This is a genomic window from Alicyclobacillus sp. SP_1 (genome assembly GCF_024706985.1).
In the GTDB taxonomy this organism is placed as follows: Bacteria; Bacillota; Bacilli; order Alicyclobacillales; family Alicyclobacillaceae; genus Alicyclobacillus_I.
The window spans coordinates 1-26,959 of record NZ_JAMCCX010000050.1; the positions used below are offsets into that span (position 1 = coordinate 1).

25 protein-coding genes are annotated in these 26,959 nt (G+C 53.0%); 18 read left to right on the top strand and 7 right to left on the bottom strand.

The genetic code is table 11. The annotated features are described in order from the left end of the window. Positions 1-40 precede the first annotated feature (40 nt). Positions 41-646 carry an MFS transporter gene (locus M4I36_RS11965; protein WP_308661251.1) on the bottom strand — a complete coding sequence of 202 codons (606 nt, stop codon included), beginning with the start codon at positions 644-646 and terminating at the stop codon, positions 41-43. A gap of 228 nt (positions 647-874) precedes the next feature. On the opposite strand from M4I36_RS11965, the gene M4I36_RS11970 reads away from it, so the two are divergent. From M4I36_RS11970 to M4I36_RS11995, 6 genes are all read left to right on the top strand, one after another. Further along, positions 875-1,444 carry a manganese catalase family protein gene (locus M4I36_RS11970; RefSeq protein WP_258111979.1) on the top strand — a complete coding sequence of 190 codons (570 nt, stop codon included), beginning with the start codon at positions 875-877 and terminating at the stop codon, positions 1,442-1,444. Positions 1,445-1,630: 186 nt separating this feature from the next. Beyond that, positions 1,631-1,873 carry a sulfurtransferase TusA family protein gene (locus tag M4I36_RS11975; RefSeq protein ID WP_258111980.1) on the top strand — a complete coding sequence of 81 codons (243 nt, stop codon included), beginning with the start codon at positions 1,631-1,633 and terminating at the stop codon, positions 1,871-1,873. 29 nt (positions 1,874-1,902) lie between these two features. Beyond that, positions 1,903-2,262: a DsrE family protein gene (locus M4I36_RS11980; RefSeq protein WP_258111981.1), complete on the top strand. Its 360-nt coding sequence runs from the start codon at positions 1,903-1,905 to the stop codon at positions 2,260-2,262. Next, positions 2,240-2,992 carry a sulfurtransferase TusA family protein gene (locus M4I36_RS11985; RefSeq protein ID WP_258111982.1) on the top strand — a complete coding sequence of 251 codons (753 nt, stop codon included), beginning with the start codon at positions 2,240-2,242 and terminating at the stop codon, positions 2,990-2,992. The genes M4I36_RS11980 and M4I36_RS11985 overlap by 23 nt, the downstream gene beginning before the upstream one ends. A 74-nt stretch (positions 2,993-3,066) precedes the next feature. Continuing rightward, positions 3,067-4,257 carry a cobalamin-independent methionine synthase II family protein gene (locus M4I36_RS11990; RefSeq protein WP_258111983.1) on the top strand — a complete coding sequence of 397 codons (1,191 nt, stop codon included), beginning with the start codon at positions 3,067-3,069 and terminating at the stop codon, positions 4,255-4,257. A 75-nt stretch (positions 4,258-4,332) separates the two neighbouring features. Then, a complete protein-coding gene (locus M4I36_RS11995; RefSeq protein WP_258111984.1) occupies positions 4,333-5,001 on the top strand; it encodes a cytochrome c biogenesis CcdA family protein in 669 nt (222 codons plus the stop codon). 66 nt (positions 5,002-5,067) lie between these two features. Here the strand turns inward: M4I36_RS11995 and M4I36_RS12000 are convergent, their stop codons facing one another. From M4I36_RS12000 to M4I36_RS12015, 4 genes are all read right to left on the bottom strand, one after another. Continuing rightward, positions 5,068-5,553, bottom strand: a complete 486-nt coding sequence (locus tag M4I36_RS12000; protein WP_258111985.1) for a spore coat protein — start codon at positions 5,551-5,553, stop codon at positions 5,068-5,070. Between the two features lie 35 nt (positions 5,554-5,588). After that, positions 5,589-5,801, bottom strand: coding sequence for a hypothetical protein (locus M4I36_RS12005; protein ID WP_258111986.1), 213 nt, complete (start codon positions 5,799-5,801; stop codon positions 5,589-5,591). Between the two features lie 124 nt (positions 5,802-5,925). Continuing rightward, positions 5,926-6,774: a substrate-binding domain-containing protein gene (locus M4I36_RS12010; protein WP_258111987.1), complete on the bottom strand. Its 849-nt coding sequence runs from the start codon at positions 6,772-6,774 to the stop codon at positions 5,926-5,928. Between the two features lie 308 nt (positions 6,775-7,082). After that, the gene (locus tag M4I36_RS12015) at positions 7,083-9,155 is read right to left on the bottom strand and encodes a TasA family protein (RefSeq protein ID WP_258111988.1); all 2,073 of its coding nucleotides are present in this window, start codon (positions 9,153-9,155) and stop codon (positions 7,083-7,085) included. Positions 9,156-9,656: 501 nt separating this feature from the next. Here M4I36_RS12015 and M4I36_RS12020 point away from each other — a divergent pair. The 4 genes from M4I36_RS12020 to M4I36_RS12035 all read left to right on the top strand — a co-directional run bounded on the left by M4I36_RS12020 (position 9,657) and on the right by M4I36_RS12035 (position 16,236). Beyond that, complete coding sequence (locus M4I36_RS12020; RefSeq protein ID WP_258111989.1) at positions 9,657-12,494, top strand: 2-oxoglutarate dehydrogenase E1 component; 2,838 nt, start codon at positions 9,657-9,659, stop codon at positions 12,492-12,494. 130 nt (positions 12,495-12,624) lie between these two features. After that, a complete protein-coding gene (gene odhB, locus M4I36_RS12025; protein ID WP_258111990.1) occupies positions 12,625-13,869 on the top strand; it encodes a 2-oxoglutarate dehydrogenase complex dihydrolipoyllysine-residue succinyltransferase in 1,245 nt (414 codons plus the stop codon). A gap of 180 nt (positions 13,870-14,049) precedes the next feature. Beyond that, positions 14,050-15,330 (top strand): S1C family serine protease, encoded by a 1,281-nt coding sequence (locus tag M4I36_RS12030; RefSeq protein ID WP_258111991.1) that lies wholly within the window; start codon positions 14,050-14,052, stop codon positions 15,328-15,330. Positions 15,331-15,462: 132 nt separating this feature from the next. Continuing rightward, positions 15,463-16,236, top strand: a complete 774-nt coding sequence (locus tag M4I36_RS12035; RefSeq protein ID WP_258111992.1) for a glycerophosphodiester phosphodiesterase — start codon at positions 15,463-15,465, stop codon at positions 16,234-16,236. A gap of 64 nt (positions 16,237-16,300) precedes the next feature. On the opposite strand, the gene M4I36_RS12040 is transcribed toward M4I36_RS12035, so the two are convergent. Together M4I36_RS12040 and M4I36_RS12045 are read right to left on the bottom strand one after the other, a co-directional pair. Beyond that, on the bottom strand, positions 16,301-17,521 hold the full coding sequence (locus M4I36_RS12040) for an MFS transporter (RefSeq protein ID WP_258111993.1): 1,221 nt from the start codon (positions 17,519-17,521) through the stop codon (positions 16,301-16,303). Positions 17,522-17,574: 53 nt separating this feature from the next. Further along, positions 17,575-19,005, bottom strand: coding sequence for an NAD-dependent malic enzyme (locus M4I36_RS12045; protein ID WP_258111995.1), 1,431 nt, complete (start codon positions 19,003-19,005; stop codon positions 17,575-17,577). A 164-nt stretch (positions 19,006-19,169) separates the two neighbouring features. Here M4I36_RS12045 and M4I36_RS12050 point away from each other — a divergent pair, with 164 nt between their 5' ends. From M4I36_RS12050 to pheS, 8 genes are all read left to right on the top strand, one after another. Next, the gene (locus tag M4I36_RS12050) at positions 19,170-20,324 is read left to right on the top strand and encodes a PucR family transcriptional regulator (RefSeq protein WP_258111996.1); all 1,155 of its coding nucleotides are present in this window, start codon (positions 19,170-19,172) and stop codon (positions 20,322-20,324) included. Between the two features lie 137 nt (positions 20,325-20,461). After that, entirely contained in the window at positions 20,462-21,610 is a 1,149-nt protein-coding gene (locus M4I36_RS12055) for an ABC transporter ATP-binding protein (protein ID WP_258111997.1), read from the top strand. Positions 21,611-21,654: 44 nt separating this feature from the next. Next, complete coding sequence (locus M4I36_RS12060; protein WP_258111998.1) at positions 21,655-21,912, top strand: HPr family phosphocarrier protein; 258 nt, start codon at positions 21,655-21,657, stop codon at positions 21,910-21,912. Positions 21,913-22,194: 282 nt separating this feature from the next. After that, on the top strand, positions 22,195-23,154 hold the full coding sequence (gene pfkA / locus M4I36_RS12065; protein WP_258111999.1) for a 6-phosphofructokinase: 960 nt from the start codon (positions 22,195-22,197) through the stop codon (positions 23,152-23,154). A 146-nt stretch (positions 23,155-23,300) separates the two neighbouring features. Further along, positions 23,301-23,840 carry a CHRD domain-containing protein gene (locus M4I36_RS12070; protein ID WP_258112000.1) on the top strand — a complete coding sequence of 180 codons (540 nt, stop codon included), beginning with the start codon at positions 23,301-23,303 and terminating at the stop codon, positions 23,838-23,840. Between the two features lie 254 nt (positions 23,841-24,094). Beyond that, entirely contained in the window at positions 24,095-24,595 is a 501-nt protein-coding gene (gene purE / locus M4I36_RS12075) for a 5-(carboxyamino)imidazole ribonucleotide mutase (RefSeq protein ID WP_258112001.1), read from the top strand. Beyond that, the gene (gene purK / locus M4I36_RS12080; RefSeq protein ID WP_258112002.1) at positions 24,576-25,757 is read left to right on the top strand and encodes a 5-(carboxyamino)imidazole ribonucleotide synthase; all 1,182 of its coding nucleotides are present in this window, start codon (positions 24,576-24,578) and stop codon (positions 25,755-25,757) included. Before purE ends, purK begins: the two co-directional genes overlap by 20 nt. Positions 25,758-25,884: 127 nt before the next feature. After that, positions 25,885-26,940 (top strand): phenylalanine--tRNA ligase subunit alpha, encoded by a 1,056-nt coding sequence (pheS, locus tag M4I36_RS12085; protein ID WP_258112003.1) that lies wholly within the window; start codon positions 25,885-25,887, stop codon positions 26,938-26,940. Positions 26,941-26,959: the final 19 nt, after the last annotated feature.

Sequence of the window (26,959 nt, forward strand, 5' to 3'; positions counted from 1 at the left end):
TGGTTTCGTCACCTACCACGATACCAGGAGGTTTTTTAATCTAGCAAATCTTAAATTGCTTCATTACAGGACTGCTTAAGAAGAGATAAAAGAATGCGGCAAAGCCGAGCGTAGACAGGCTGTTGAAGAGAAACGTTAAATTGAAAGAGATAGCGGCTAAGATACCAGCCAATGTGGTTCCGAGAGCCACTCCGATGTTATTGCTGACGTAAATGGCATTGAACAGGGAGTGTCGATGTTCCGGCCACCGAAATCCGATAAAAGCATTGACGGCGGGCATCGTCACCGCGATGAGAAATCCGTTGACCGTCATCGCCAGAATGTAGAGAATCCAAGTCTTTGCAAAGATGAGACTGAACTGCGAGATGCCCGTGAGCACGAGGGATCCGATAATAAGACGCTTGGCTCCTAACCGTTCGTAAAGTGCTCCTCCCACGAACTGTCCAAGGATACTGGCTAGGGATTGAAAGAAGAGAGCCAAACCAGCTTGGCCGTAGGAGCGATGCAGCACGTTGTGTACATAAATGGTGGTGAGTGGCCACATCAACGCACTTCCAGTAGAGTTGACGAGGCTAGCGCCGATGAATGCATAGGATTCTCGTGGATAGGAGAAAAAAGAGAGTTGTCGATGCCACGGCAGACGAATGAGAGTCCATCTCCATTATGAGTAAAGTGGGTGGTCCCGGCTAGCGGGATCAACAAGCGCGCTTTATTGTAGCACGGAATGTGGCGAAAATAGCACTTTCTCAGGACCGTTTTTCGAAGCAATAGACGTTGCGGAAAACTACCGTGTCGGCGAAGTGGAAACGGCGAATACGGACAATCCTCGCGTGCATATGCATGTTCGAAAGAATGCCTTGGGGGTGGGCGATTCGTGTGGATTTACGAAAAAAAACTACAATATCCAGTGAAAGTTGGCAAGTGCGACCTGCGCTTGGCGAAAGTTCTCATGGAGCAATATGGAGGTGCGGATGGCGAGCTAGCGGCTGCACTTCGCTACTTGAATCAGCGGTATACGATTCCCGACAAAGTGATTGGACTTTTAACGGATATTGGAACTGAGGAATTTGCGCACCTTGAGATGATAGCCACGATGATTTATAAACTGACGAAAGACGCGACGCCAGAGCAGATGTGGGAAGCGGGCCTCGGGCCGCACTATGTTGCGCACGGCAACGCCTTATTCTACACAAATTCGGGAGGCACTCCGTTCACGGTGACCTACATCTCAGCTAAGGGCGATCCAATTGCCGACCTCTATGAAGACATTGCTGCCGAAGAAAAGGCGAGAGCGAGCTATCAGTGGATGATTGATTCTACGGATGATGTCGACATCCAAGACAGCTTGAAGTTTCTCCGAGAGCGCGAGATTATCCACGCACTGCGATTTCGAGAGGCTGTGGAAATTCTTAAAGACAAAGAGTCTGAGCAGACCATCTTTTAGATGTGTGGTTGCCCGTTGGGTGTGAAGCGTGAGGTGAACCGCACCAGGAGAAGGTTTAGGGACACTGAGATGACCCAGACTTTCTCTTTGACCAACTCATGAAAATATGGAATGATATATATAACCGATAGCATGTGGAGAGCTTCCTTCGTGGAGCAAGGTTCGTCCGAGATAGGGGGAGCATGAATGTGGGCAGCTGAGCATCGCTATGACGCCGGGCCGACCGGTTGCGGCGAGTTGGTGATGAAACTCTTTCTGACGATGCGTCGCATGCCGCCGGGCAGCACAATCGAACTCTTATCGTACGATCTCGGTGCTCGCGAAGATGTCCCCGCTTGGTGTCATTTGCGTGGGCAAATCTTGGAAGATTGGTTTGACGAGGGTGAAGTTCGGCATTACCTCATCCGCCGCGCGGACAACGCATTGTGACTTTCTGACGAGGAAAAGGGGAATGTAGGATGGCGAAATTAGCAATCAGCATAACGCATGCGAAAGACGACGCGGACAAGGCGACGGTAGGTTTTGTGGTCGCGAATGCTGCGGTCGCGTCAGGACAAGAGACTGTGATTTTCCTCAGTACAGAAGGTGTGTATTTGGCAAAGAAGGGCTATGCGGAAGACATTCACGAAAGTGGTTTCGCGCCTTTGCAAGAGTTGTTAAACAACTTCCGCGAAGCAGGCGGAACGGTTTGGGTTTGTAGTCCTTGTTTTAAAAAGCGTGGATTGACTGAGGATGACTTAATTTCTGGTGCCACGATTGTCGGCGGAGCGAAATTGGTAGAATTCCTCTCGCAGGGTGCCGCCTGTATCACGTATTGAAGCGATGAGTGCTCATTATCAACCAGACGTAGTTTGCGATGGTGGTGACCTCGACTGCGGCTCGGGACTGCTGCTCATCATCAAAAAGGCGATGGATGATGTGCCCAAGCGAGGTGTACTCGAAGTTCGAAGTCGAGAGTTGTCGGTTGCGGAAGACTTACCCGCGTGGTGTAGGATGGTCGGCCACGACTTTCTTGACCGAGCTCGCGGTGCTCAGTATGATACCTACTTTATTCGCAAGCATGCGGACGATGGGAATACTGTCAAAGAGGATTTGGAGGCTGCTCGGGGCTATCGATTTGCCGTTCGAATCCGTCGACAAGAGGGGCTCATGGCGAAAGTCTATGCGCGCAATCACAGTTTTCTGGCAGGGCGTCCTGCCGATTTTGCGGCGCATGTGGATGCCCCTGCAGCGGTCGATTTTTTGCTGACTGCGCTCGGTTCGGATTTAGTGGTTGGTTTACAATCCGCTGCTTCCCGTACTCAACTTGTTTTCGATGAGATTGAGCTGTCTTTGCAGGCGAAACTACGCAATATTCTCTACCATTTAAGCCTGGAGGATGAAGGAGATCCGTCGGTGGAGCTGATTGAAGGCACCCTGTATGTGGCCACCCTCGAGGAAGAGGCGGCCGTGCGCCATGTTTGGGCTGATGTACTTCGCCGCTCTCCGATGTATCAGACGTTACGGAAAGCGGCCGAGATCATCATTCGTTTGGAAGTCACATTGTAACCACTAGCATAGATGACCATGTCGTGTGTAGCGGGCCATGACCGCATCTGGCGTCTGAGGAAAGGAGTACTATTTTGGGGGTTCATATACCGCAATTTCCTGTCACTGTCGTCGGAAGTTGGCCGAGGTCCCGGGAAGTGTTGCGAGCCTTGCGGGAAAAGCGCTCTTCTCGCATGACGCAAGAAGAGTTTGACCGAGTCACTGGACAGGCGATATTGGACTGCGTACGGCTGCAGGAGCAAGCGGGCGTTGACATCGTGACAGATGGAGAGCAGAGGAGAGACAATTTTATTTCTTTTGTGGCGGAGCGACTAGAGAACGTTCAGATGTTGACCGTCGCCGAATTGCTCGACTACGTGGAAGACAAGGCGGGCTTTGAAGAAATCTTAGGGACCCTCGATGTGCCCGCCTATTCGCTCTCCAATCCGGCCGCGGTCGGGAAAATTCGCCGTGCTCGCCCGTTGGCGTTGGACGACTATCTGTTTCTGCAAAAACATACAGAAAAGGCTATCAAAGTGGCGTTGCCGGGACCCTATTTGCTAACGAGATCGATGTGGGTAGAAGGACTATCGCAAAGCACCTACCCTACCAAGGAAGAGATGGCTACGGACGTGGTGCGCGTTCTTCGTGAAGAATTGGAAGAGTTGATTCAGGCCGGAGTCGATTTTGTTCAACTGGACGAACCAGTCTTGACGGAGTTGGTGTTTACGCAAAAAAATGCGCATCGCACGTTTATGTGTGGGGCCCTCACGGCTAAGGCGGACGCAGAGCAAGAGCTGGAGTTTGCGGTCGACCTTATTTCTCAAGTGACACGCGGGATGACTCAGCGCGGAACGCGGCTTGGTGTTCACGTATGTCGCGGCAACTGGAGCACACACGAAGATGTCTTGTTGCGTGGGCCGTACCAACCGCTAGCGCCCTACTTGTCTCGACTTCCTGTCGATCAACTGGTTCTCGAATACGCAACGCCGCGAGCGGGGGATATGACTGCCTTAGCGTCTTTTGAACACATGGAAATAGGACTTGGGGTAGTCAATCCCCGGACAGATTGGGTGGAATCACCCGAAGACATCGTGGCAAAAGTTCGCATGGCGCTCTCTTATGTCCAGCCTTCGCAGGTTTTTCTCAATCCCGATTGCGGCTTTGGGACATTTGCGCAGCGTCCGATGAATGATGTCTCTCGCGCGGTAGACAAGCTGCGGGCGTGTGCCGAGGCAGCTCAGGCATTGCGACAAACCTATGCGGCCATCGTGCGGGAGGTTTAGAAGTTGCGGATTGTCATTCTCGCCTTTTCCGCGCTGGCGGGGGCCATTTCTTTTTGCGCTCCTTGACTGCTGAGCGTGCTGCCAGCCTTCATAGGCTATTTGAGCGGCACGGCCGCCGAGGTTTCGGCGGGATCGACCGTAAAATGGCGCATGACAAAGCACAGCGTTGCGTTTGTGGCGGGCTTCTCGACGACGGTCATTGGTCTTGGCATGATTGCGGCGGTTCTCGGCAAAGCGTTTTCCGGGTGGATTGGGTACGCGGGAGTGGTCGGAGGAATTTTGCTCCTGCTACTAGGATTGCAGCGGTTTGGTGCCTTGCGCTTGCCGTGGCTGCAGGATGCCGGTTTTGGACGACCGAAAGTCTCGCCAGTCGCGGAAAAACCAAGTTATTCACGTTCGTATTTGACGGGCTTTACGTTGGCGTTTGGCTGGCAGGTGACGCTGCTCTTGGTGCTCACGTTGGTTGTTGGTCTGCAAGAGTCTCTCTTTCAAAAGTTTTTGCTCTTGCTCATTTACAGTGCAGGCTTTTCTGCGATGTTTCTGTTCACGTTTGTCTTTTCCCGCCCGTTGGTCAGTGCGTTTCGAAGGCTGGGAAGGCATACCGTGTGGGTGGATAGAGCGGCGGGTACGCTCATGATTGGCATTGCGGTAGTTCTTATAACCACTGATGGAAATCTTCTAAAGTCTCTCGCAGACTGGAAAACCGGACCTATTATTAAGTCCTTATTCCATGGCAGGTTGTGAGCAACAAAGTAGAGCGCCTCTTTCTCCCCCTTTCAGGAGTGAGGCGCTCTCGTCATCTGCATGCCGTTACTGGTACGAGGAGTAGGTCGGAGACGAAGAGTACGTTTGTTCGGCGGGTGGTACACCTTGGCGAGTCGAGGATGTCATGTAGGACGTGGTGGAAGCTGGCGTTCCTGAACCTGATGCACGCTGTCCAGTGTTCTGCATCATCCACTGTTTGGTCTCGCGTTCAAATTGCCGATATTGTTGAACCTGCTTCTCTAAGTCGGAGCGAGGAGCACTGGAGGATGTATTGTACCAGCCCATCTGATACATAAAATAGTATAGTTCCGCCTGTATTTGTAATGAGTCTTGCAACAAATTAGTGAACATTTGTCGCACGGCTTGGCAGTTGGATTCCGTCACAGCGGTTGTGTATTCGCTACAGACACGCTTGACGTCGGCTAGAATGGTGTAGACCAGATCTTTGTCTTCCATGATAGCCACGGACTGCATGGGCATGGGTTGCCACGCGTTCGTCGGCGATGGCGTCGTGTGCAGGGAATTGTACATTCGGTTTCCTCCTTCTCCAATGCGGTGCGGATTCGTTACGACATGGGCGCAACGTGAACGTGTTGTTGCAGAGTGTTCATTAAATGTTCATAGTGGCGGGCGTGGCGGTCAAGCAGCGTCTGGCAGAGTTGTTTGACCGATCCGTTTTTCGCCTGAACGGCTGCGACAACGCATTGTTTCATGAGAAGGTCTTCGTTGGACATAGAGTCGGCGATGTACTCCAATTCTTTCGCTGTCAGTGGCTGCATGCAATGCCCTCCCTGAGGATGTTGTGCGGACTTTACGACGGTAGGTTTCTCCGATTCCCGAGAAATTATCCGAGCAATGTCTGTCACTTCACCCATTCATCAGGCCATTTATTCACCAGGTCCTTTATTCACCAGGTCCTTTATTCACCACCGCACAGATTGGCCAGCGCGTCTGTTCGCGGCGCAGTTGCAGGTTCTGCAGTAGATCGTCGGCAACGTCTGGCCGGAGTTCTTGATAGCTGGCCAGTGTTTTTTGCAGAATCAATTCGCGGATGTCTTCTTCCAAGTCTTTCAGATGGCTCGCAAATAAGTTCCGGAGGTGCGTCAGTGGTGGATTGTTGCTGAGAGCGTGCAATGCCAGTTTGTAAGCATTGACAAACTGAACCACTCGGTCTGTGCCGAGGTCTGTCTGGCGGCATGCTACAACGAGAGATGGATACGTCTCTTCGACGATATGTACAACAGACCATCCTGCTCGCTCTGCCAATTCGGTAAAGGGAGAGTGGAGCAAACCGAGCGTCGCGTCCCCGTTCGCCATTGCCCGATATCGCTGTAATGTGCCTCCGACCGGGTATATGTCGTAATCTTTGTCGAGATAACCCACTTTCGTCATTCCTTCGTACGCGAGTCCTGCATATCCACTTCTCGGATTGTCTACTGCCAGACGTCGCAAACTGGACACTTGTGGCGTTGCTACCAAGGATAATTGTCCAATACTGCCGACGACCAGTGGACAGAATTCGCGAGCATCTGGCGAAAGTAAGTTGTCGGGCGCTGTAAAGATGAAGTCGACACGTCCGTCAGAAAGCGAAGCTATCTGTTCGTCTCTGGAGGTTGTTGGGATGATTTTAATGAGGTTGTCTGAGAAAAGATTTGCTTCCATCCACCACAGCGGGAGGTTGTGGGCGCCTGGAAAAACCATAACTTCGAAGGCCGATCCCGCTTGACTAGCCGAATTCCACTGTTTACTCAACGCAAACATCCTTTCGTCCGTTGAATCAAGGATTATGAGCTAAAAAATGCGGTGCGAAGATGGAGCTTCGACATCATGAGAAAGACCCGATACAGGTACCGAGTGACTCTGCAGCGGTACACCCAGGAAGGAATCCTGCTCCGCAGTCGAGCAAGATGGAGGGAGATGACAAACCGTTGTGCCGTGACGGCCGTTGCCTTGGAAGGAGGCGCAAAGGGCAACGCAGCAGACTGTCGAGACAATGGCCTCTGGCCGCAACTCGCAGCCAGAAGCCATATCCCGGGGAGCCCGTGTGAGGACTCCTCTTCTTAGAAGAGGCCGCCAGTTCCAAATCCACCAGAGAAATTGCTTGGTGGTGCGACTGTGACTTCAATTGTGCCATAAAGCCCTTTGTTTGTGTCTTCTATTCTCGTGATACCTGGAGCTAAGGGAAAGTCTTGAGAATTTCCGCTTCCCGAGAAGGCAGCGTAAAAGGTGGCTTCACCATTGTATAAGCGCGTTCCTCCGCCAATTCCTACCCAGCCTTGGCCATTTTCGTAGTTACCAAAACCCCACAAAGGATCGTTTGCCGGAACTATATTTCCGTACCGATCTTCCAACCGTACGGTTACTTTGACCTGGCTACCATAAGTCGGAATTTGGTCATAGCTCGGAGAAACGACCAACTTCGACGCAGGACCGGGCTTTATCTGCTCGTCCGGACCTGTAAAAGAACCGTGTGCCACGTCCGTAGCTACATTCGCCACCAGTTGTAAAGTCTCCGCTTTCGTATCCGTAACGGAAACTGTGTAGACCCCTGGTGTGGTTTCAATAATAGGTCCGTACGCTATGTCAGCCGCTGTCCCCTTCTCCAGGGACATTGAAATATCCGATGCAATTCCTTCCAATGGCTGACCCAATCCATTTTTCAGAGTGAGGGTATAGACATCGGACTGACCAGCCTGCTCCGTTGACTGCTGCTCTGTAAGACTTCCGTTTATTATGCTGTCTACCGCCAATGCCACTGTCCCGGACTCGACACTCACCGACTGGCCCTGAACATTTACCGTTGCTTTGACTTGTAGCATCTCAGCTCTGCTGTCCGTCACTGTGAAGGAGTACATGCCGTTGCCGAGTGAATGGAGCGGTCCAAAGACGACAGCGGCTGGCGTGCCTTTGCTGACGGAGAGTTCGATATCTGAAGCAGGAACGCTGACGGGCTGCCCGCTTGCGTTCTGCAATTGCAGAACGTATGTCATCTGCTGCCCCGCATACACAGGATTGGAACTGGGCGGAGCCTGCTTGAGAGAGGCAGTATATGTCACCTTCGGTGCCACGGGGACAGGACTTATGCTATCACTGCCAGCATTCCCTGCGCTAGGCTGGGACAATGTCGTCTGCGCACCGTGCGAGTCTGGGTTCTGAATATCCCCGTGATTGTTCTCATACTGTGCCGCATTGACTTCCACCTGCACGCCGCCCCAGGAGTCCTGGTAATCGTTGTGCGCTTTGCGTGGCAGTCCGCCGCGATACGTGACCAGAAGGTACTGTCCTGGTTGCAAGACAACCCCCTTCAATTGGGTCGTTCCACTGAACTTCAACTGGCTTGTAAGTGAACGGGTGAATCCGGTATCCGAGGTCTCAGCACTGAGTGTACCTACGGCCTTCGCATAGGCTGTGCCACTCTTGCTGTATCCGGACTGCCAGTAGTCGTAGTTCAGCGTTGCATTCTGTGGTGTTTCGACGGGCGTGCCAGTCACAATATAGCCCAGTGTTCGCGGGTAATCCTGCGGATTCGCAGTGACCGTCGGTTTGTTGTCATAGACCGCATATTGTAGCGTGTAATAAGCCGGGTGGTCGTCCGTTTGATAGGCCGGAACGCCCCCGGTTTCTGAGTAGTCCACAGATTCGTAACCAACACCTGGGATTAACTTTGGGCCACCTGTCAGCAGGCGGGGCTGCCAATAGTTTGCATAGGTCTGATAGACAGTGCTGTGGTACGGCGAATCTGTGAATAGAGCTTTTGCATTAGCCGAGCGGCTTGCTCCTTTGACAAAACCAGTCAATGTGACCACTTTGCCGTTGTTCAATCCGTCATTCCAAAAAATTGGGCCATGCACGTTGTTCTTCAAGTTGAGAATTTCAGCTACACTGCCGCTATTGTGCAGGATGATGTAGCCGCCAGCGTGATCGCCCGGAACCATGTTGTAATAGGCAATCTGCTTTACGTTTGAATAGACATTCGACTTCCCTTGTAGCGTGATGTCCACGACACCTGCACCGAAATTTTGCGTTTTAGATTGAGAATGTGCCGTGAATAATGCAAAACTCCCTGCGCCCATCATCGCGATACCAGAGAGCACCGCGAGGCCGGACATGCCAATCTTAGATGGAATTTTCACCCTTTACCCCTCCGAAATTTTCGACATTTTTCTATATAAAGACCAAGTTGTTCGTATAATAGAACAAAAGCAGAAGGATGGTCAATCGTCGATTGAGAGAAAATTGGTGCCACAGTAGGCCCGTATCTACTCTTGTCGTCTTCAGTCCGCCGATGGACCGGTGTGCGTTGGTCCTACCGTGAGACTGTTATTATTTGTGCATATTACAGTTATGGTTGGTCATCCTTTGCATGAAAATCAGGCGTTGATATTAACACGAAAAGAATTATACCTGGGGGACACCGATGCTTCGGATGATGGCTTGATCGAGGCCAATAGAAAACAAGTTATCGGTCGCAGATTCGACGAATTCGCGAATCTTTCCTATACACTGTTTCAGTCTAGCCTATTGGTGCGCCGCGTGCCTCTTTTAGGCGCAGTCGATTTGGGCTCGAATGCTGTCGATATGGTACAATAGCCAAGGTGTAAACTTGGCAAAAGTACATGAGGGGGACGCACCAAATGGGGAAACCCGACGAACGGATTGACACACTGTCATGGGATAGTTTCAGCGGGCCGAATTTGGCGTATTTGGCCGAGATGTATGAGATGTATCTTCGAGATTCAGAGTCGGTCGATGCATCGTTGCAGTCGTTTTTTGCCGTTCGCGGCGGTCCGACCACAAGTGTTTTGGAAGCGGTCGTGCCTGCAACACCGGGCGGGGAAGCGGTGCAAACGTCAATGGACAGCATCCGCCGCGTGGTCGCGGTTCACGAACTGTTGAGAAATGTGAACGAATATGGACATCTATTGGCTCAGACGAATCCACTTGAAAATACGGCGACCGATACTCCTGTGATGAATCCGGAATATCACGGTCTGACCGAGGCTGACTTAGCCTCGATTCCGGCTCAGTTGGTATGGCCAGATGCACCAGTTGGACTACATACAGGTCTCGAAGTGTTCCACTGGTTGAAATCACTTCACACTGGAACGATTGCGTTCGAGTTTGCCCAAGTGCATCGTCCACGAGAGCGCGAGTGGTTGCGCAAATACGTGCAGACGCATCTACCCGAACAGGGGCTGTCGCGAGATGACCGATTGCGGCTCTTGGAGCGGCTGACCGAGGTAGACGAGTTTGAGGTGTTTCTGCACCGCACATTCGTCGGCCAGAAGCGATTCTCGATTGAAGGCGTGGACGTGCTCGTGCCCATGATGGATGAAATTATTCATCAGGCGGTCCGCCATGGTTCAAAGAACATCATGATTGGCATGGCTCACCGGGGGCGCCTGAATGTCCTGGCTCACGTCCTGCATAAACCGTACGAAAAAATCTTTTCGGAGTTTCACACAGCGGTCAACAAGGACCTGGTACCGTCTGAAGGCTCTACGGGAATTAATTTCGGCTGGTCGGGAGACGTCAAATATCATCTCGGAGCGAGTCGCACCGTCCAAAATGGAGACACCGTGGAAGCGCGGTTGGTACTGGCTAACAACCCCAGTCATTTGGAGTTTGTCAATCCGGTGGTCGAGGGATTCGCTCGGGCAGCTCAAGAGGACCGCAAAGTCAAAGGCACACCAACGCAGAACACGGCAACTGCCCTTGCCATCTTAGTGCACGGTGATGCGGCATTCCCTGGTGAAGGCGTCGTTCCGGAGACCCTCAACCTGTCTCGGTTGGAAGGTTATCAAACGGGCGGTTCCATTCATATCATTGCGAACAACTTGCTTGGCTTTACGGCCGTCGCTAAAGAAGGACGTTCGACTCGTTATGCGAGTGACTTGGCTAAAGGGTTTGAAATTCCCATTGTTCATGTCAATGCGGACGACCCAGAGGCGTGCCTGTTTGCTGTGCGCCTAGCCCATGCCTACCGTCAAGAGTTTCAAAAAGACTTCTTGATTGACCTGATTGGGTATCGCCGCTGGGGTCACAATGAAGGGGACGATCCGTCCGTGACCTCGCCTGCTCTCTACGACAAAGTGAATGCGCACCCGCGCGTTCGTCACATTTACGCTCAAAAACTCGTAGCCGAGAATGTCGTAAGTACTGCGGAAGCAGACGCGGTCGTCGAGCAAGTTCAAAGTCGACTGCGCCATGCGTACGCAGAAGTGGCAAAAGTGGAAGACGAAGCGAATGGAGATTCGGGCATGGCGGGTCAGTTAATGCCGCCAGAGGAAACAGGCGTTTCGGGCGACGTGTTGCGTGAAATCAATCGGGAATTGCTGACTTTCCCGGAGGGCTTCACGCCTTATCCGAAGTTGCATCGAATTCTGGAACGGCGCCTTCAGTCCTTCGAGGCTGACGGAAAGCTCGACTGGGGTCATGCAGAAACGATGGCGTTTGCTAGTATTCTCATGGAGGGAACGCCAATTCGATTGACCGGTCAGGACTCGGAACGGGGCACGTTTAGTCAAAGACACCTTGTCTTGCATGATGTTCACGGCGGAGCAAGCTATTCGCCACTACACCACTTGCGCGAAGCAAAAGCATCTTTTGCCATTCACAACTCTCCGCTTTCAGAAATGGGCGTTTTGGGGTTTGAATATGGATACAACGTGGAGGCACAAGAGACGCTCGTGCTCTGGGAAGCTCAATACGGAGACTTTGCAAATGCCGGACAGGTCATCATCGACCAGTTCATCGCTTCTGGTTATGCCAAGTGGAAACAGCCTTCAGGCATCGTGATGCTCTTGCCGCATGGCTATGAGGGTCAAGGTCCGGAACATTCCAGTGCGCGCTTGGAGAGGTATTTGACATTGTCTGCCGAAAATAATTGGCGGGTTGTTTACCCAACATCGGCCGCACAATATTTCCACTTGCTTCGCGACCAAGCGCATCGTTTGCGCGTAGAGGCGAGGCCTTTGGTCGTGATGGCGCCGAAAAGCCTGCTGCGAAATCCATATGCAGCGTCGCCCTGGTCAGATTTAGTGAAAGGCTCGTTCCAGCGGGTGGTTGCTGCGAACGGAACGGGATCGACCCCAGAGAGAGTGCGGCGGTTGATTGTCTGCTCCGGGAAGATGGGTATTGAATTGCAGGCGTCTCTGGAAGAGTCGAAAATGCAGGCGGACTGGCTCTGCATTCTCAAATTGGAGCAACTGTATCCATTCCCAGAGGAAGAAATCAAAGCTCACCTTGCGACGATGACAGGTTTGAAGGAAGTCATGTTTGTGCAAGAAGAGCCGATGAATATGGGAGCATGGATGTTTGTTCAACCTCGCCTGACAAAATTGTTGCCGAGCGGACTCGGCCTCACGTATTGCGGTAGGCCGGATAGGTGCAGTCCTGCGGAAGGCAAAGCTGGCGTACACGCGGCAACTCAAAAGAGCATTGTGGATACGGCGCTCCGCCCCATCGACTGACGCTCGGGTAGGGCGCAATGGGCAAGAAAAGTTTCATCCATAGTGCGCGGAAGGCTTGGGATGATGGGTCTACTCGATGAAATCGAGGTACTTGGTAGAAATGGCAACAGAGACGAAGGAGTGAGAGGCAGTGGCAGAAGTTCGGGTTCCAGAACTCGGCGAGTCGATTGTGGAAGGTACTATCAGCAAGTGGTTTAAAAATGAAGGTGAGACGGTGGCAGCGGGAGACGCTGTCTGTGAGTTGGAGACGGATAAAGTGAACTTGGAGGTCATCTCCGAAACTGCCGGGGTGTTGCGTGGAGTGACCAAGGCGGTCGGAGATACTGTGTCGGTCGGAGAGGTGATTGCCACTATCGAGGCAGGAACTGGTGCCGAGTCTTCTGCCGCGCCAGCAGCATCTCAAGGAGCATCGACACCGGCGTCTACTCCCGCAGCGCTAGCGGCACCGACTCCAGCTGCCGCCGCACCCGTTGCACCAGCGGCCATGGCAACTCCGGTAGCGGCAGCACCTTTGCGTGAGACGCTGAACGCATCCCCTTCGTTGCGGAAGATGGCCCGCGAACAGGGGCAGGTTGGTATTTCCGCCGCGCCGGCAACTCCGGTTGCGGCACCTCAAGCTCTGCCAGTGAAACCGAGCGCTCCCGCAGCGGCGCCAGCGGCCACGGCGCAAGTCGGGGTGCGCGAAGAGCGCGTGCGCATGAGTCGGCGCCGTCAAACCATCGCCAAGCGACTGGTTGAGGCACAGCATACGGCAGCGATGCTGACAACATTTAATGAAGTCGATATGACGGCGATTCTCGATATTCGCAAACGCCGTAAAGACGCTTTTAAAGACAAGTATGGCGTTGGCCTAGGGTTCATGTCCTTTTTCACGAAGGCCGTCGTTGGAGCGTTGAAGGCATTTCCGCGTTTGAATGCAGAAATTCAAGGTGACGACATGATATTGAAACAGCACTATGACATTGGGGTTGCTGTTTCGACAGACGAGGGCCTCGTGGTGCCCGTCGTGCGCGATGCAGACTCGATGACGTTTGCTGCCATCGAATCGGAAATTGCGTCACTGGCGAAGAGAGCCCGTGAAGGCAAGTTGACGCTGACGGAACTGAGCGGCGGAACATTTACTATCACGAACGGCGGAACATTCGGTTCGCTCATGTCGACGCCGATTTTGAATGCTCCTCAAGTGGGCATTTTGGGTATGCATAAAATTCAAGAGCGCCCGATGGCCGTGAACGGAGAAGTGCAAATTCGTCCCATGATGTACATTGCGCTGTCTTATGATCACCGCATTGTGGATGGTAGCGAAGCAGTTCGGTTCCTCGTGATGGTCAAAGAATTGGTTGAGAATCCAGAGTCTCTCTTGTTGGAAGGCTGAGCTCGTTGTCCGTCTCGTGTGGGTCGTTGAGGCAATTGAGGCAAGGTGTTGACGAAAATGGCGGTGCGGGTTTTCCGCTCTGCCTTTTCCATTTTGTGCTCTGTTTCAATGGATTTTCAAGACTGAGTGGCTATACTGACAGTGATATGTAAACGAATCGGGACGAAGGGAGTATTCTGCATGGGCTACTACAGCAACCGACAACCAAAAGAACGATGGTCAGGAGCTTCATCGAACGGAGCACGCTTGGGGAAGTGGGTAGCGACCGTTGTGGTTTCCGCAGTCGTCGGGTCTGGAGCTACGTTTGCTGGGTTTGCCATCGCGGGTAAACAAGTTCCGGCACAGCCCATCTTCGGCGGTGGAAGTCCCACGGTCAATGTGGCGCCCGTGTCGCAACAACTCAATGTCAGCGTCAATGATGCGGTCACGAAGGTGTTTCAGGAATTGAAGCCAGATGTTGTCGCGGTCATTAATTACGACGCTGTCCAAAACCCGTTCAACGCCACGTCTGATTTGCAAGAGTCAGACATCGGGTCCGGCGTGTACTTCTACAACAACGGTAGCGACGCGTTTATTGTCACCAACAACCACGTTGTTCAGGGCGGTTCGCGCGTCAAATTGCAGCTGAGTACGGGAAAACGCGTGACTGGCACGGTTGTTGGCACAGACCCGTACACGGACTTAGCGGTCATCAAAGTTCCGGCCAACGATTTCCGGGGCGTACAACCGGCACAATTTGCGAACTCGAGTAAGCTTCAGGTTGGCGAACCAGCAATCGCCATAGGAACTCCGGGTGGACTGACTTTTTCGGAGACAGTCACCTCGGGCATCATCAGTGGACTCCACCGAATCATGCCCGTAGAGACTCCCAATTCGAGTCAGATTTTAGACTATCAACCCGTCATTCAGACGGATACACCGATTAATCCTGGGAACAGCGGAGGTCCGTTGTTGAACTTGGCGGGTCAGGTAATGGGCATCAACAGCAGCAAGATTGTAGAGACTGGATTTCAAAGCATGGGCTTTGCCATCCCTTCGAATGAAGTCAAGAAGATTGCCTCGGAAATTATCCGCACGGGTCACGCGGTTCACCCTGCACTTGGCATTGAGGCATTGTCTGTAGACTCCATTCCTCAGGAATATCTTCCGAACGTGCCCGTGGACTATGGCGTGTATGTGCATTCGGTGGTGTCCGCCTCGGCGAAGGCGAGTGGATTGAAAGCGGGCGACGTTATCGTCGAGTTGGATGGACATCTGATTAAAAACGCAGCCGATTTGAGGACGCAGTTGTTTGCGTTGAAACCTGGCGATAAAGTGACATTGGTGGTCTACGATGGACCAAAACGCGAAACGCTCCATGCGGTTTTGGGAGAGATGGAAACACCGAATACGACGGATACGATTTCCGGTAAGTCGAAGGAAACGTCCGATCCGTTTATCAACCCGACTCCAGGTACTTAATCGAGATTTTGGTATCGTTTTGTCCTATGTGGCGGTGTTATCTGTTATTTGCAGATAGCACCGCTTTTGTCGTGTGCGGCTGATAGCTCTAGTCTGATATCTTGAAGACGGCGAAGAAGAGGGGGCTTTTGAATGAGGGAAGAGCGCGAAGCAAAGACACGGGTCACGAAGATTTGGGGTCATCGCGGATTTTCGGGCAGATTTCCGGAAAATACACTGTTGGCCTTTGAGCGAGCATTGGAGATGGGGGTTGACGGCATCGAATTGGACGTTCATCGACTGGCAGACGGGCAGATTGCCGTCATGCATGATGCATCGGCAGCTCGAACAACAGGAGTACGCCGGCAACTGATGGACATGAGTCAGGATGAGCTGAAACTTCTTGATGCTGGGGGTTGGAAGGGAGAGGGATTTTCCGGACAGAAGGTACCCATGCTGGACGAAGTTCTAAACCTGTTGGCGAAATTTCCGAAGGCGACCATTAACGTTGAAATTAAGCAACAGAAAGACGGTGCAGTGTATCCACATCTTGTTGAAGACGTCTGGAACAAAATAGAGCAACATGGACTCGCCAAGCGATGCATCGTGTCCTCCTTTCACCATGTAGAGCTCCATACTGCGAGTGCTCGGCTCCAGAATTTTGCCTACGGACTCTTAACTCATGAGTGTCTGGTTGCACCCTGGGAATATGTTTCGCGAGTCGGAGCGAGTGCCTTTCACCCCAATTTTAGGACGTTGGACGCGTCGGTTGTGGATGCATGTCATGAACAGCATCTTCGCGTCCACGCATACACCGTCAACACCCGGGAGGACGCCACGCGTCTCTTTGACATGGGTGTAGATGCTGTTTGCACCGATTATCCAGACATCCTGTTACCATTGCAGAAGGAGTATTTTGGGCTCTGAAGAGTGGGATAACGCAGGGAGGATGAGCGCTTTGACGGCACCCATCCTCGCACTCTGTGCTAGGTCAAGAGGGAATTTCTAAACCGAGATCGGCCCGGGTAGCACTGTGTTGTCGCTGTAGCAAAATTTGAGTGACTACAAGAGAGGCCAGCACAACGAGCACCAAAACGGGGAAAATCCAAAAAGCTTTGGCCAATCCGTAATGCGTGGCGAGAACGCCAATCAAACTGTTGACGAGCATGCTGCCAATACCCGCCCCCGTAAATAGCACCCCGAGCACGGCCCCGACATTTTTCGGGAATGCGTGGCTTGCGATGGAGACGACCGTAGGGAAGATGACCGCGCAGCCAACGCCGGCCACGATGAAGAGCACGTATAGGGAGGGGTCGACCACGGCGACTGCGAGCACCATGAACAAGACCAGACCGGAGATAAAAATGGCTCTGTATTCTCCTACACGTGGCACCCACAATCTACCGCTCAGTCGGCCTAACGTGAAGAGAAAGTAGAACCCTGTCAAATACAGAGAGCCATTTCGGACCGACATGCCGTGTACGTGCACCATGAACGTCGGGAGCCAGGAGGCGATGCCGCTTTCAATCATCACGTACATCATCAAAGCAACGGCGAATCCATAAAACAGTGGATTGGTCCAGAGGCTGCGCTTGGCTTTGGTTGAGTTGTGGGCCGATTCGACTACCGCCGGGTGCGCATCTGCCGATGGGGTTAGTCGTCGATAGCGGATCAACAGGACGATGACCAGTAACGTGAACATGAAACCGGCTGTCACGGCAAATCCGGTGTGCCAGGTCCCCGTTCGATTCGCCAATACGGCAGCCACGGTCGGAAATACCACACACCCTACTCCATAGAAACCGTGAAGCGTATTGAATTTGCGCGAACTGTCGGCTGGCCCACTGGAGATGGCGGGAACGACGGCGTTGACGCCAATTTCTAGCCAGCCGTTGCCAAACCCGGACAGCAAAAAACACGCCAATGCGACGGCATAGCCGGGGGAGAGAAGCACGCCAGTTAAACCAATTCCCGACAGGAACGCGCCCAGGCGCAGGATGGACGCCATCCCGAGGCGTGCCATCACTGTACCCGCCACAAACGAACCAAACAGATATCCGGTGGAGTTGGCGGTGAATAGGTATCCGAGTTGTAGATAGGACAAATGCCATCCTTGCTGCATCAAGGGACCAGAAACACCGCGCGTCATGTCAATCGCGCCAAAGACGAACATGCTGAACAGCGACGCAAAAAAAGCTACTTGGCGGATCATGACGTGAAGAATCCCTCATTCTCACGGCCTTGGGGCAAAGTTGCCACGTGACCTTAAAAGTTGTTGGTACTGTTGAATGATTCGCGGCGAGCGACACCACTTTCCGCCGCTGCTTTGGCGACTGCTTCAGAGACTGCTTTGACCACCTGTACGTTGAAGACAGACGGGATGATGTAGTCTTCTGTCAGTTCCTGTGGTTTGACCGTGGCAGCGATGGCTTTGGCGGCTGCCAATTTCATGTCTTCATTGATGGTGCTAGCCCGAGCTTTTAATGCTCCTTTAAAAATGCCCGGGAAACAGAGGACGTTGTTGATTTGATTGGGGTAGTCGGACCGACCAGTCGCGATGACGCGGACATATGGAGCTGCAACATCCGGTTGAATTTCTGGCTCAGGATTGGCCATGGCAAAAACGATGGGGTCTTTTGCCATGGACTTAAGATGCTCCACCTTCAACACTCCCGGACCAGACACACCGACAAACACGTCGGCATCTTTGATAGCTTCGGCGAGCGTTCCCGTTACGTTGTCTGGATTGGTGTTTTCTGCATACCAGTTCCACATGTCATTGTCGTAGGTCGGCCCGCGGTGGATGACGCCATCGAGCGTGACTCCCAGGATATTGCGGACTCCTGCCGCTAACAACATTTTTGTGCAGGCGACACCTGCCGCGCCAATGCCAACGACCACCACTTTCAAGTCGGCCATGTTCTTTTGAACGATTTTTGTGGCGTTGAGAAGTCCCGCTAGCAAAACGACCGCCGTCCCGTGTTGGTCGTCATGAAAGACGGGGATGTCTAACTCGGCTTTCAGCTTTTCTTCGATGTAGAAACAGCGCGGAGAAGAGATGTCCTCTAAGTTGATGCCACCAAATCCAGGCGCGATGGCTTTGACAATCTGAACAATCTCGTCTGGGTCTTTGGTATCTAAACAAATTGGAAAAGCGTCGACATCCGCAAACTGTTTGAACAGCATGGCCTTGCCTTCCATGACGGGCATCGCGGCGCGCGGGCCGATATCACCGAGTCCGAGAACGGCGGTGCCGTCCGAAACGACGGCCACCGTATTGCGCTTAATAGTCAATTGGAATGCCTTCGAAGGGTCGTCGTGAATAGCCTCGCAGACTTTTGCCACGTGCGGCGTGTATACGCGGGAGAGGTCGTCTCGGTTCTTCACCTGCAACTTCGGATGAACCTCGATTTTTCCGCCGAGATGGACAAGAAAGGTCCGGTCTGACACCGCCACTACAGAAATCCCCGGTTCGTTCGATAGAACGTCGGCAATTTTTTTGCCATGATCTCGATTTTGAACGTTGATGGTCACGTCTCGCACCATGGTTTCCTTGCTGACGCGGATGACGTCCACTGCGATAATGTCTCCGTCGTTTTCTCCGACCAAACTCGCGACTTTCGCAAACGTTGTGACGGCGTTCTCAAGTTCTAAGCGGAAAATGAGTGAAATGGCAGCTCCATTATGTATTTCCATTTGCTCTTAAGTCCTCCCTCTGCTTGCATTGACTCCCGCTATTGTACCACGCGTGCACCGTTCTGTCGGCAATTTTCAGAAGGAGATATTTGGCGTGATACGGCTTGTATGTGACAATAAACATGCACGGAAGACGGGTCAACGGAAGAAGAGGGGAAGCAGGCATGCAGCAATGGGTAGAGCAAGTGATGCGAGAGTGGCTGCTCGCGTTTGGCTATTCTTTCCACTTTGGGGTAGGATCCGTCGGTCCAATAGACACATGGGTGCAACTTGCAAACTCCGGCTGGGCCTATCAGTGGGGACCTTCCGACTATGTGGAAATTCACGTCGATTCGCTGGACAGCTCGGTGCGCCGTGCCGTTGAACGGACGATTCACGCAGTAATTCGTCATGACCACTCGCAGCAACCGTCCGAGACAGTCGAGGCCTGGTTGCGAGAAGACGCGTACCGACCGACCGTCGAACTTCTTCGGGAATGGGAGTTACCGCAGACAGAAGCGACTTTCAGCCAACCGCAAACCATTGAGTTGTCGGGTGGCGGCGATTGGCAGGGCCAAGTTCCTGGTTATTTTGTGTGGATTCGCTTTGCGGCGTCTTTGCGGGCCTCGGATGTGAGCGAAACCGTCGAAGAGATTATCCGGGAGTTTCTCAGACCAGAGCAGCTTGAATGGATTTCTGGCGAAACGCCATCGATTCTCTTGTACCAAAGTCTGCATAGTCTCGATATGTACGATGAAACGTTCGGGTCGCCGACTGGCGGGGAGGCGGACGCTACCGAAGAGGAGACGATGAGCTTTCGGGTCTTGTTGCAGGCACTGGTCGCGGCACTGGAGTCGGATGGATCCGTTTTGGCCAACGTGATCGTCTCGGAGTTGGTCCGACATCCTGCTTGGCGGCGGCGCGCGATAACGAGTTTGACGTTGGTGCGACGCATGGCGGAGCGGCGCCGAGCGGTGCTCACCACCACTGGCATTGCGCCGTTTTCCGATTTCATCGCGGAGTTTACGGTTGCCGCGCTGCCCCAAGCTGCCAAACAGGCTTGCTTGGCGGCCGCGACCAGTCGTCTTCCTGATGCCGCTTTTCCCTTAAGTGAGGACATGGCGAGGACGCTTGAAGGCATGATTGCTGCCAACTTGAACATTAGCGAAGCTGCTCGTAAATTGTATATGCACCGCAATACGCTACTTCATCGAATGGACCGCTTATACGCGGATACTGGCTTTGATATTCGGCGTTTCGACGACGCCATGGCGCTGTTCGTCGCCCACCAATTATCGATTCGAGAAGAGGTTCCAAATTCGAGTCAACACCGAGTGTAGCGGACAGTGCATGCACGCAGGAGGGTTGGGCAATTTGCACTCTTCTCTAGGTCAAGATGAAGCAAGTTGCCTCTCGGCAAAGTCTTCAGCGTTCGGTATGCTGACAACAAGCGAGAGGATGAAGGAGGTTTTTTTACGTGGCGAGAGTCAAACTGGAGCATATTTATAAAAAGTATACGGCCGATACCATTGTCGTGAAGGATTTTAATTTGGATATTGAAGATAAGGAGTTTGTCGTATTTGTGGGTCCGTCTGGATGTGGCAAGACGACCACTTTGCGAATGATTGCCGGGCTTGAAGACATCACTGCGGGAGATCTTTTGATTGGAGATCGGCGTGTCAATGACGTGGCTCCGAAAGACCGCGATATTGCCATGGTGTTTCAAAATTATGCACTTTATCCGCATATGTCGGTGTATCAAAATATGGCCTTCGGATTAAAGTTGCGCAAATTTTCGAAGTCGGAGATTGACAAGCGTGTGCGCGATGCTGCTAAGATTCTGGATATTGAGCATTTGTTGGAACGCAAGCCAAAGGCGCTGTCCGGTGGCCAAAGGCAGCGTGTTGCCCTAGGACGTGCGATTGTCCGGGAACCGCAGGTGTTCTTGATGGACGAACCTCTGTCCAACTTGGATGCAAAATTGCGCGTCCAGATGCGCGCTGAGATTCGGAAGTTGCACCAGCGCATACAAACGACGATGATCTATGTGACGCACGACCAGACGGAAGCGATGACCATGGGCGACCGAATTGTCGTCATGAAAGACGGAATTGTCCAGCAGTGTGATACTCCGCAGGTAGTGTATAGTCGGCCGGCGAATATGTTTGTGGCTGGATTTATTGGGTCCCCGGCCATGAACTTTTTGCACGGGCAAGTGGTGGAAGAAGGCGGTCGCGTATATTTCCGGGCGAACGGTTTGTCTGTTGCGTTGCCAGAAGGAAGATACCCAACCTTGAAGAGCGAAGGCGCAATTGGCAAGGAAATGGTGCTCGGAGTGAGACCAGAAGATGTGCACAACGAAGAAGTCATGCTGTCCACGTATCCGGAAGCCGTTCTAGATGCGTCGGTCGAAGTGACGGAGCACATGGGTTCCGAGGTATACTTGCATGTGATGGCTGGCAATCAGTCGATGATTGCTCGCGTCAATTCGCGGTTCCAGTACCGTCCTGGTTCAGCAGTCAAATTGACCCTGGATTTAAACAAGATTCACCTATTCCACAAGGACACGGAGGAGACGGTCGCATTTCAACAAAGCGAGCGAGCTTTAGCCTCCAGTGAAGTTTAAGGGCACCTGCTTTTGGTTGAGCCCATGCTGAAGGAGGACACGACGTGCGCGAAACGCAAGTACAAATTCAATTGGTTCAAGGATTGTCAGCTCGGTCAGCAGCAAATTTTGTAAAGACTGCTTCCTCCTTCAGTAGTGATGTGAAAGTCGGCAAGACGGGACAGTTCGTGGATGCGAAAAGCATTCTTGGAGTCATGTCAATGGCTTTTGCCAAAGGGGAAGAAGTTTCTTTGCGTGCCGAAGGCTCAGATGAAGATGCAGCCATTGCGGCGCTCACTCAGCTGTTGCAGTCGAACGAGTAAACCATGAGTAGCGAGGTTTCTTGAAGAATCCTCAAGCGGCGTGGAGCAACGCATGTTCACTTGGGCAGGCGTTGCTCTTCTTCGTCTTTTAGCCAATCAACACATCGCTTCCGTCCCACGGTACGGTCGGTAACTAAACCGTGGATGAGCTGCCTGGCTCTCTTTGACGTGGCGGATCGTCCTAAGCTAAAATGGTGCTATAGAGTCTGCACGGTGTCTTACCGTTGGCGGGACGTAATTTGTCATCATGGGACTTGTGTTGTCCCTTAAGAGGTGGACTTCTTGAAAAAAATAGCGGTTTTGACGAGTGGTGGAGATGCCCCTGGAATGAATCCGGGGATTCGCGCGGTCGTAAGAACGGGCATTTATCATGGCATTGAAGTCATTGGCATCCGCCATGGCTATGCAGGTCTGCTGCAGGGAGATTTCATTTCGATGCAGTTGGAGTCTGTTGGTGACATTGTTCAGCGTGGCGGAACATGTCTGTACACAGCACGCTGTCCGGAATTCATGACAGAAGATGGACAGCTTCGTGGCTATAAAAATCTCCAGGACGCTGGTATTGATGCCTTGATTGTCTTCGGTGGAGACGGTTCTTTTCATGGAGCGCTGGCTTTGCATCGGCTGGGAATCAAGACGATTGGAGTACCGAGCACCATTGACAACGACATTGCCTGCTGCGATGTGACGGTCGGATTTGACACAGCTGTGCAGACGGCCATCGAGTCCATCGATAAAATCCGAGACACGGCCACGTCTCATGAGCGCACATATGTCATCGAAGTGATGGGACGGTCAGCGGGACATATTGCATTGCAAGCGGGCTTGGCGGGCGGTGCAGAGTCGGTGCTGTTACCGGAGGTTCCTTATGATTTGAAAGATGTTCTCGTTCGGCTCGAGCGAGGCATCATGCGCGGCAAAAAGCACTCCATCATCGTCATTGCGGAAGGCGCCGGGAGCGGTGTGGAAGTTGGCAAGTACGTTCGGGAGCACACGGGATTGGATGTGCGTGTCACCGTGCTCGGGCACGTTCAGCGAGGTGGAGCGCCGACTGCTCGGGACCGCGTCTTGGCAAGTCGGCTGGGCGCCCACGCAGTGGAATTGTGTCGGCAAGGCGAGTCGGGCAAGATGGCCGGGACCCAGAATGGAGAACTGTGTGCCGTTCCTTTTGAAACAGTCTTTGCTGCAGAGCGAAAGCCGGACATGTCCGTCTACGACTTGGCCAATATTTTGTCTATTTGAGAAGAGCGCTCCCTAGGTCAATGGAGTCTGAATCAAGTCGCACCATGAAAATTCGGTCGGTCAACAAGGTCTCAGTGGACTGTTACGACACGAACGAGGGCATACCAGCGGCAGATGCGGGAAGCATAGTCTCATGAGGTGAGACTATGCTGAAACGGATCTTGGTGGCCCTAGGATGCTGTACTGTCGCGACGTCAAGTTGGCTTGTGGAGAGTGGTTGGGCTGCGTACGCATCGACGGCAACGACGAGTGCCCTGCCGACGAAGTCCTCTGTGGAAGATGCGGTCCATCGACCTATTTTGTATGCCGTTGCGAGGATAGATCCGGAGCGAGGTCACCACATGCATGGTACGGCAGAGTTGGTCTGGGACGAAGCGACCCAAAATTTGACGGTATTGGTTGTCGCTGCGGGTTTGCGTCCGATGCAGCGGTATTTGGTCCATTTGCACAATTTTAGCAAGGCGTCGCGCGGCCCTGTCCTGTATCCTCTGCAGACACTTGACGCGAATTCCCAGGGGGAGGCGCGTTCGGTCACGGTTCTTCGACACGTGCCGTACATTCCGGACGGTGGCTGGTACATTGCTATTCACAGCGGCTTCAACTTTGACGTTACGATGGAATCTTTGGCGTCTGGCAATGTCTATGTCCTGCATCCCCGCCCAGGCGAACCCATTTCTGTCCCGTGACGGTGAAGGGCAAAAGCTTGGGAAGAGAGTCAAAATTGTTCCGTTTGGCCACTTTTCTTGCGAAAGTGGCTTTTTTGTTGTAAAGAGCGTGTCCACTCCCCGAAAAGTCTTTCTGCAGGGAAGCGAATTTGGATGCTAATTTGGTATCATGAGAGGAATTGAGGACTGAGTTAACCCTCGGCGATGGGTTAGGGCGGGTCTGAAACCACCCGCAGTGCCGTGGGAACTTTGGTCGGAGAGGACGAGTGTGGCAGATGGGTGTACAAGTTGGCGTTATCATGGGAAGTCAATCGGACTGGCCGACCATGGAGCATACGTGTCAGGTGCTCGCTGAACTGGGAATTGAATATGAGTCGCGAATTGTCTCCGCGCACCGCACGCCGGACTGGATGTTTGCCTATGCAGAAACCGCGAAGTCGCGCGGATTGATGGTTATTGTCGCTGGGGCGGGCGGGGCGGCACATCTGCCAGGCATGGTAGCGGCTAAAACGCAGTTGCCAGTCATCGGAGTGCCTGTTCTTTCGTCGGCGCTGCAGGGGATGGACTCGCTACTGAGCATTGTTCAAATGCCGGGGGGCGTACCCGTTGCGACGACAGCCATCGGCAAAGCGGGCGCGGTCAATGCTGCACTGCTCGCAGCGCGGATACTGTCCCTTCAAGATGAAGCGTTGGCGAAGCGTCTCGCCGAGCGCTCTTTGCGAATGAGAGACGCTGTATTGGAGAGTGGTGTGCCTGGTGCAGCAACTTCAAACTGAACCCCATGTTTTCTTACCAGGGAGCACCATTGGCATCTTGGGTGGAGGGCAGCTTGGACGCATGACCATTTTAGCAGGGCGTGCGTTAGGGTACCGCTTTGTCGTGCTCGATCCCGTTGCAGACGCCCCCGCTGCACAGGTAGCGGATCGCCAAATTATCGCTCCGTATGACAATCGGACTGCCGCGCGAGAATTGGCGGAGGCGGCAGATGTCATCACCTATGAGTTTGAAAATGTGGACGCGGCGGTGGCGGCCGTTTTGGAGAGAGAAAGTGTGGTACCGCAAGGGAGCGCCTTGTTACATACCACGCAGCATCGGCTGCGTGAAAAGCGTGCTATTCAAGCTACGGGTGCGGCCGTAACGGAATTTTGTGCGGTGCGTTCGGAGCGAGAATTGGTGGACGCCGCCGAAAAGTTTCAGTGGGACGCGTTTTTGAAGACGACGACGGGGGGCTACGATGGCAAAGGTCAGTGGCGAATCACTCCGGAGGCGGATGTTTCGGCAATGTGGGCGGATGTGCTGGCCCATCTAGGATCACTCGCTGCAAAGGCCGATTCGGAGCCAGAACCTTTGATTGTCGAACGGCGAGTTCCGTTTGTGTGTGAGATCTCGGTTGTAGTCGCGCGCAGTACGCGTGGAGAGATTCGGTCTCTGCCCGTTGTTGAAAACATACACCGCAATGGCATTTTGCACCAATCCATCGTGCCAGCTCGCATCCCTCCAGAAGTGGCCCTAAAGGCATTGGCGGCTGCCGAAAACATTGCCCTTGGCCTAAATATGGTTGGAACCTTGGCGGTCGAAATGTTTGTCACCGCAGACGGAGAGGTTTTGGTCAATGAGTTGGCGCCGCGTCCGCACAATAGTGGACATTGGTCAATTGAAGCCAGTGTCACCTCCCAGTTTGAGCAGCATCTGCGTGCTATTCTCGGATTGCCCCTCGGTGATACGACGTTGTTGACTCCGGTCGTTATGGTTAATCTTTTAGGGCAACATGTTGAGCGCTTAGACCACTGGTTGGAACGGTTACCGACTTGGGCGAAACTACATCTGTATGGAAAAGCAGATGCAAAACAAAATCGCAAGATGGGGCATATCACTTTGTTGAACTCGATTGAGCAAGCCCTCGACTGGACAGAGAAATCCGCCATATGGACGCCATGAGGGACGACGAGTGGCGTTCTGCTGAGGGAATGACCTTACCCAATGTCGCAGTGGGGCGAATCTTTCAGAGGCACGTTTCAGACTGTATCAGAGAATGGTCAAGATAGGGTTGTCGGAGGTGTTGAGGATGCATCAAGAAGCGTGGAATGAGGAGTTGCAAGCACTCCGTGAGGAAGCTCTGGAGTCTTTGCGTCTGAGTGTCGACGAAGCCAGTCTGGAAGCATGGAGAGTTCGGTATTTCGGGAAAAAGAGCCAACTGACCGCATGGTCCCGGCAATTGGGTGGCATGGACCCAGAAGAGCGCAGGGCGGTCGGTCAGCAGTTGAACGCAGTGCGCGAAGTTCTCGAATCCGGCTACAAAGGTCAACTCGAAGAAGTTCGCGCACAGGCGATTCGACATCAGTTGGCGGCGGAGACACTGGATGTGACGCTGCCGGGCCGAGCGCGTCGGGTTGGGACCCTTCATCCGACCACGCGGACCATTGAGGAGATTGAGGCGGTATTTTTGGCGCTAGGCTTCACGATTGCCGAAGGGATGGAAGTGGAGACAGACGAATATAACTTCGAAATGTTGAACGTCCCCAAAGACCATCCAGCGCGAGATATGCAAGATACCTTTTATTTGACGGATGAGTTGCTGCTCAGAACTCACACTTCGCCGATGCAGGTGCGGGTGATGAAACAAATTGGCCCGAACCAACCGCTGAAAGTGATTGTGCCAGGGCGTGTCTACCGCCGAGATGAGGACGATGCCACGCATTCGCACGCTTTTGCTCAGATAGAGGGTCTTGTGGTCGGTGAGGGAGTTCGCATGAGTGACTTGAAAGGGACCTTGGAGGCGTTCGCAAAAGCTCTGTTTGGGCAACAGCAATCGATTCGCTTGCGACCAAGCTTCTTTCCATTCACCGAGCCCAGTGTCGAAGTCGATGTGCGCTGCATCCAGTGTCAGGGCACCGGATGCCGCGTCTGCAAAGACACAGGCTGGATTGAAATTCTCGGTGCGGGCATGGTGCATCCGCATGTGCTCGAAGCGGCTGGCTACGACGCTCGGCGATTCAGCGGATTTGCCTTTGGTATGGGCCCAGAGCGAGTCGCCATGCTGAAATATGGCATTCCCGACATTCGCTTATTGTATCAGAATGACCTACGCTTCTTGACTCAATTCAGACGTGTGCTGTCATGACAAGCGTGATGAAATAGGA

What these genes read in the sequence shown, in the direction of transcription:
- M4I36_RS11975 (WP_258111980.1), top strand. Translation starts at nt 1,631, where the DNA reads ATGTGGGCAGCTGAGCATCGCTATGACGCCGGGCCGACCGGTTGCGGC.
- M4I36_RS11980 (WP_258111981.1), top strand. Translation starts at nt 1,903, where the DNA reads ATGGCGAAATTAGCAATCAGCATAACGCATGCGAAAGACGACGCGGAC.
- M4I36_RS12000 (WP_258111985.1), bottom strand. Translation starts at nt 5,553, where the DNA reads ATGTACAATTCCCTGCACACGACGCCATCGCCGACGAACGCGTGGCAA.
- M4I36_RS12005 (WP_258111986.1), bottom strand. Translation starts at nt 5,801, where the DNA reads ATGCAGCCACTGACAGCGAAAGAATTGGAGTACATCGCCGACTCTATG.
- M4I36_RS12020 (WP_258111989.1), top strand. Translation starts at nt 9,657, where the DNA reads ATGGGGAAACCCGACGAACGGATTGACACACTGTCATGGGATAGTTTC.
- M4I36_RS12030 (WP_258111991.1), top strand. Translation starts at nt 14,050, where the DNA reads ATGGGCTACTACAGCAACCGACAACCAAAAGAACGATGGTCAGGAGCT.
- M4I36_RS12035 (WP_258111992.1), top strand. Translation starts at nt 15,463, where the DNA reads ATGAGGGAAGAGCGCGAAGCAAAGACACGGGTCACGAAGATTTGGGGT.
- M4I36_RS12040 (WP_258111993.1), bottom strand. Translation starts at nt 17,521, where the DNA reads ATGATCCGCCAAGTAGCTTTTTTTGCGTCGCTGTTCAGCATGTTCGTC.
- M4I36_RS12045 (WP_258111995.1), bottom strand. Translation starts at nt 19,005, where the DNA reads ATGGAAATACATAATGGAGCTGCCATTTCACTCATTTTCCGCTTAGAA.
- M4I36_RS12050 (WP_258111996.1), top strand. Translation starts at nt 19,170, where the DNA reads ATGCAGCAATGGGTAGAGCAAGTGATGCGAGAGTGGCTGCTCGCGTTT.
- M4I36_RS12070 (WP_258112000.1), top strand. Translation starts at nt 23,301, where the DNA reads ATGCTGAAACGGATCTTGGTGGCCCTAGGATGCTGTACTGTCGCGACG.
- purE (WP_258112001.1), top strand. Translation starts at nt 24,095, where the DNA reads ATGGGTGTACAAGTTGGCGTTATCATGGGAAGTCAATCGGACTGGCCG.
- pheS (WP_258112003.1), top strand. Translation starts at nt 25,885, where the DNA reads ATGCATCAAGAAGCGTGGAATGAGGAGTTGCAAGCACTCCGTGAGGAA.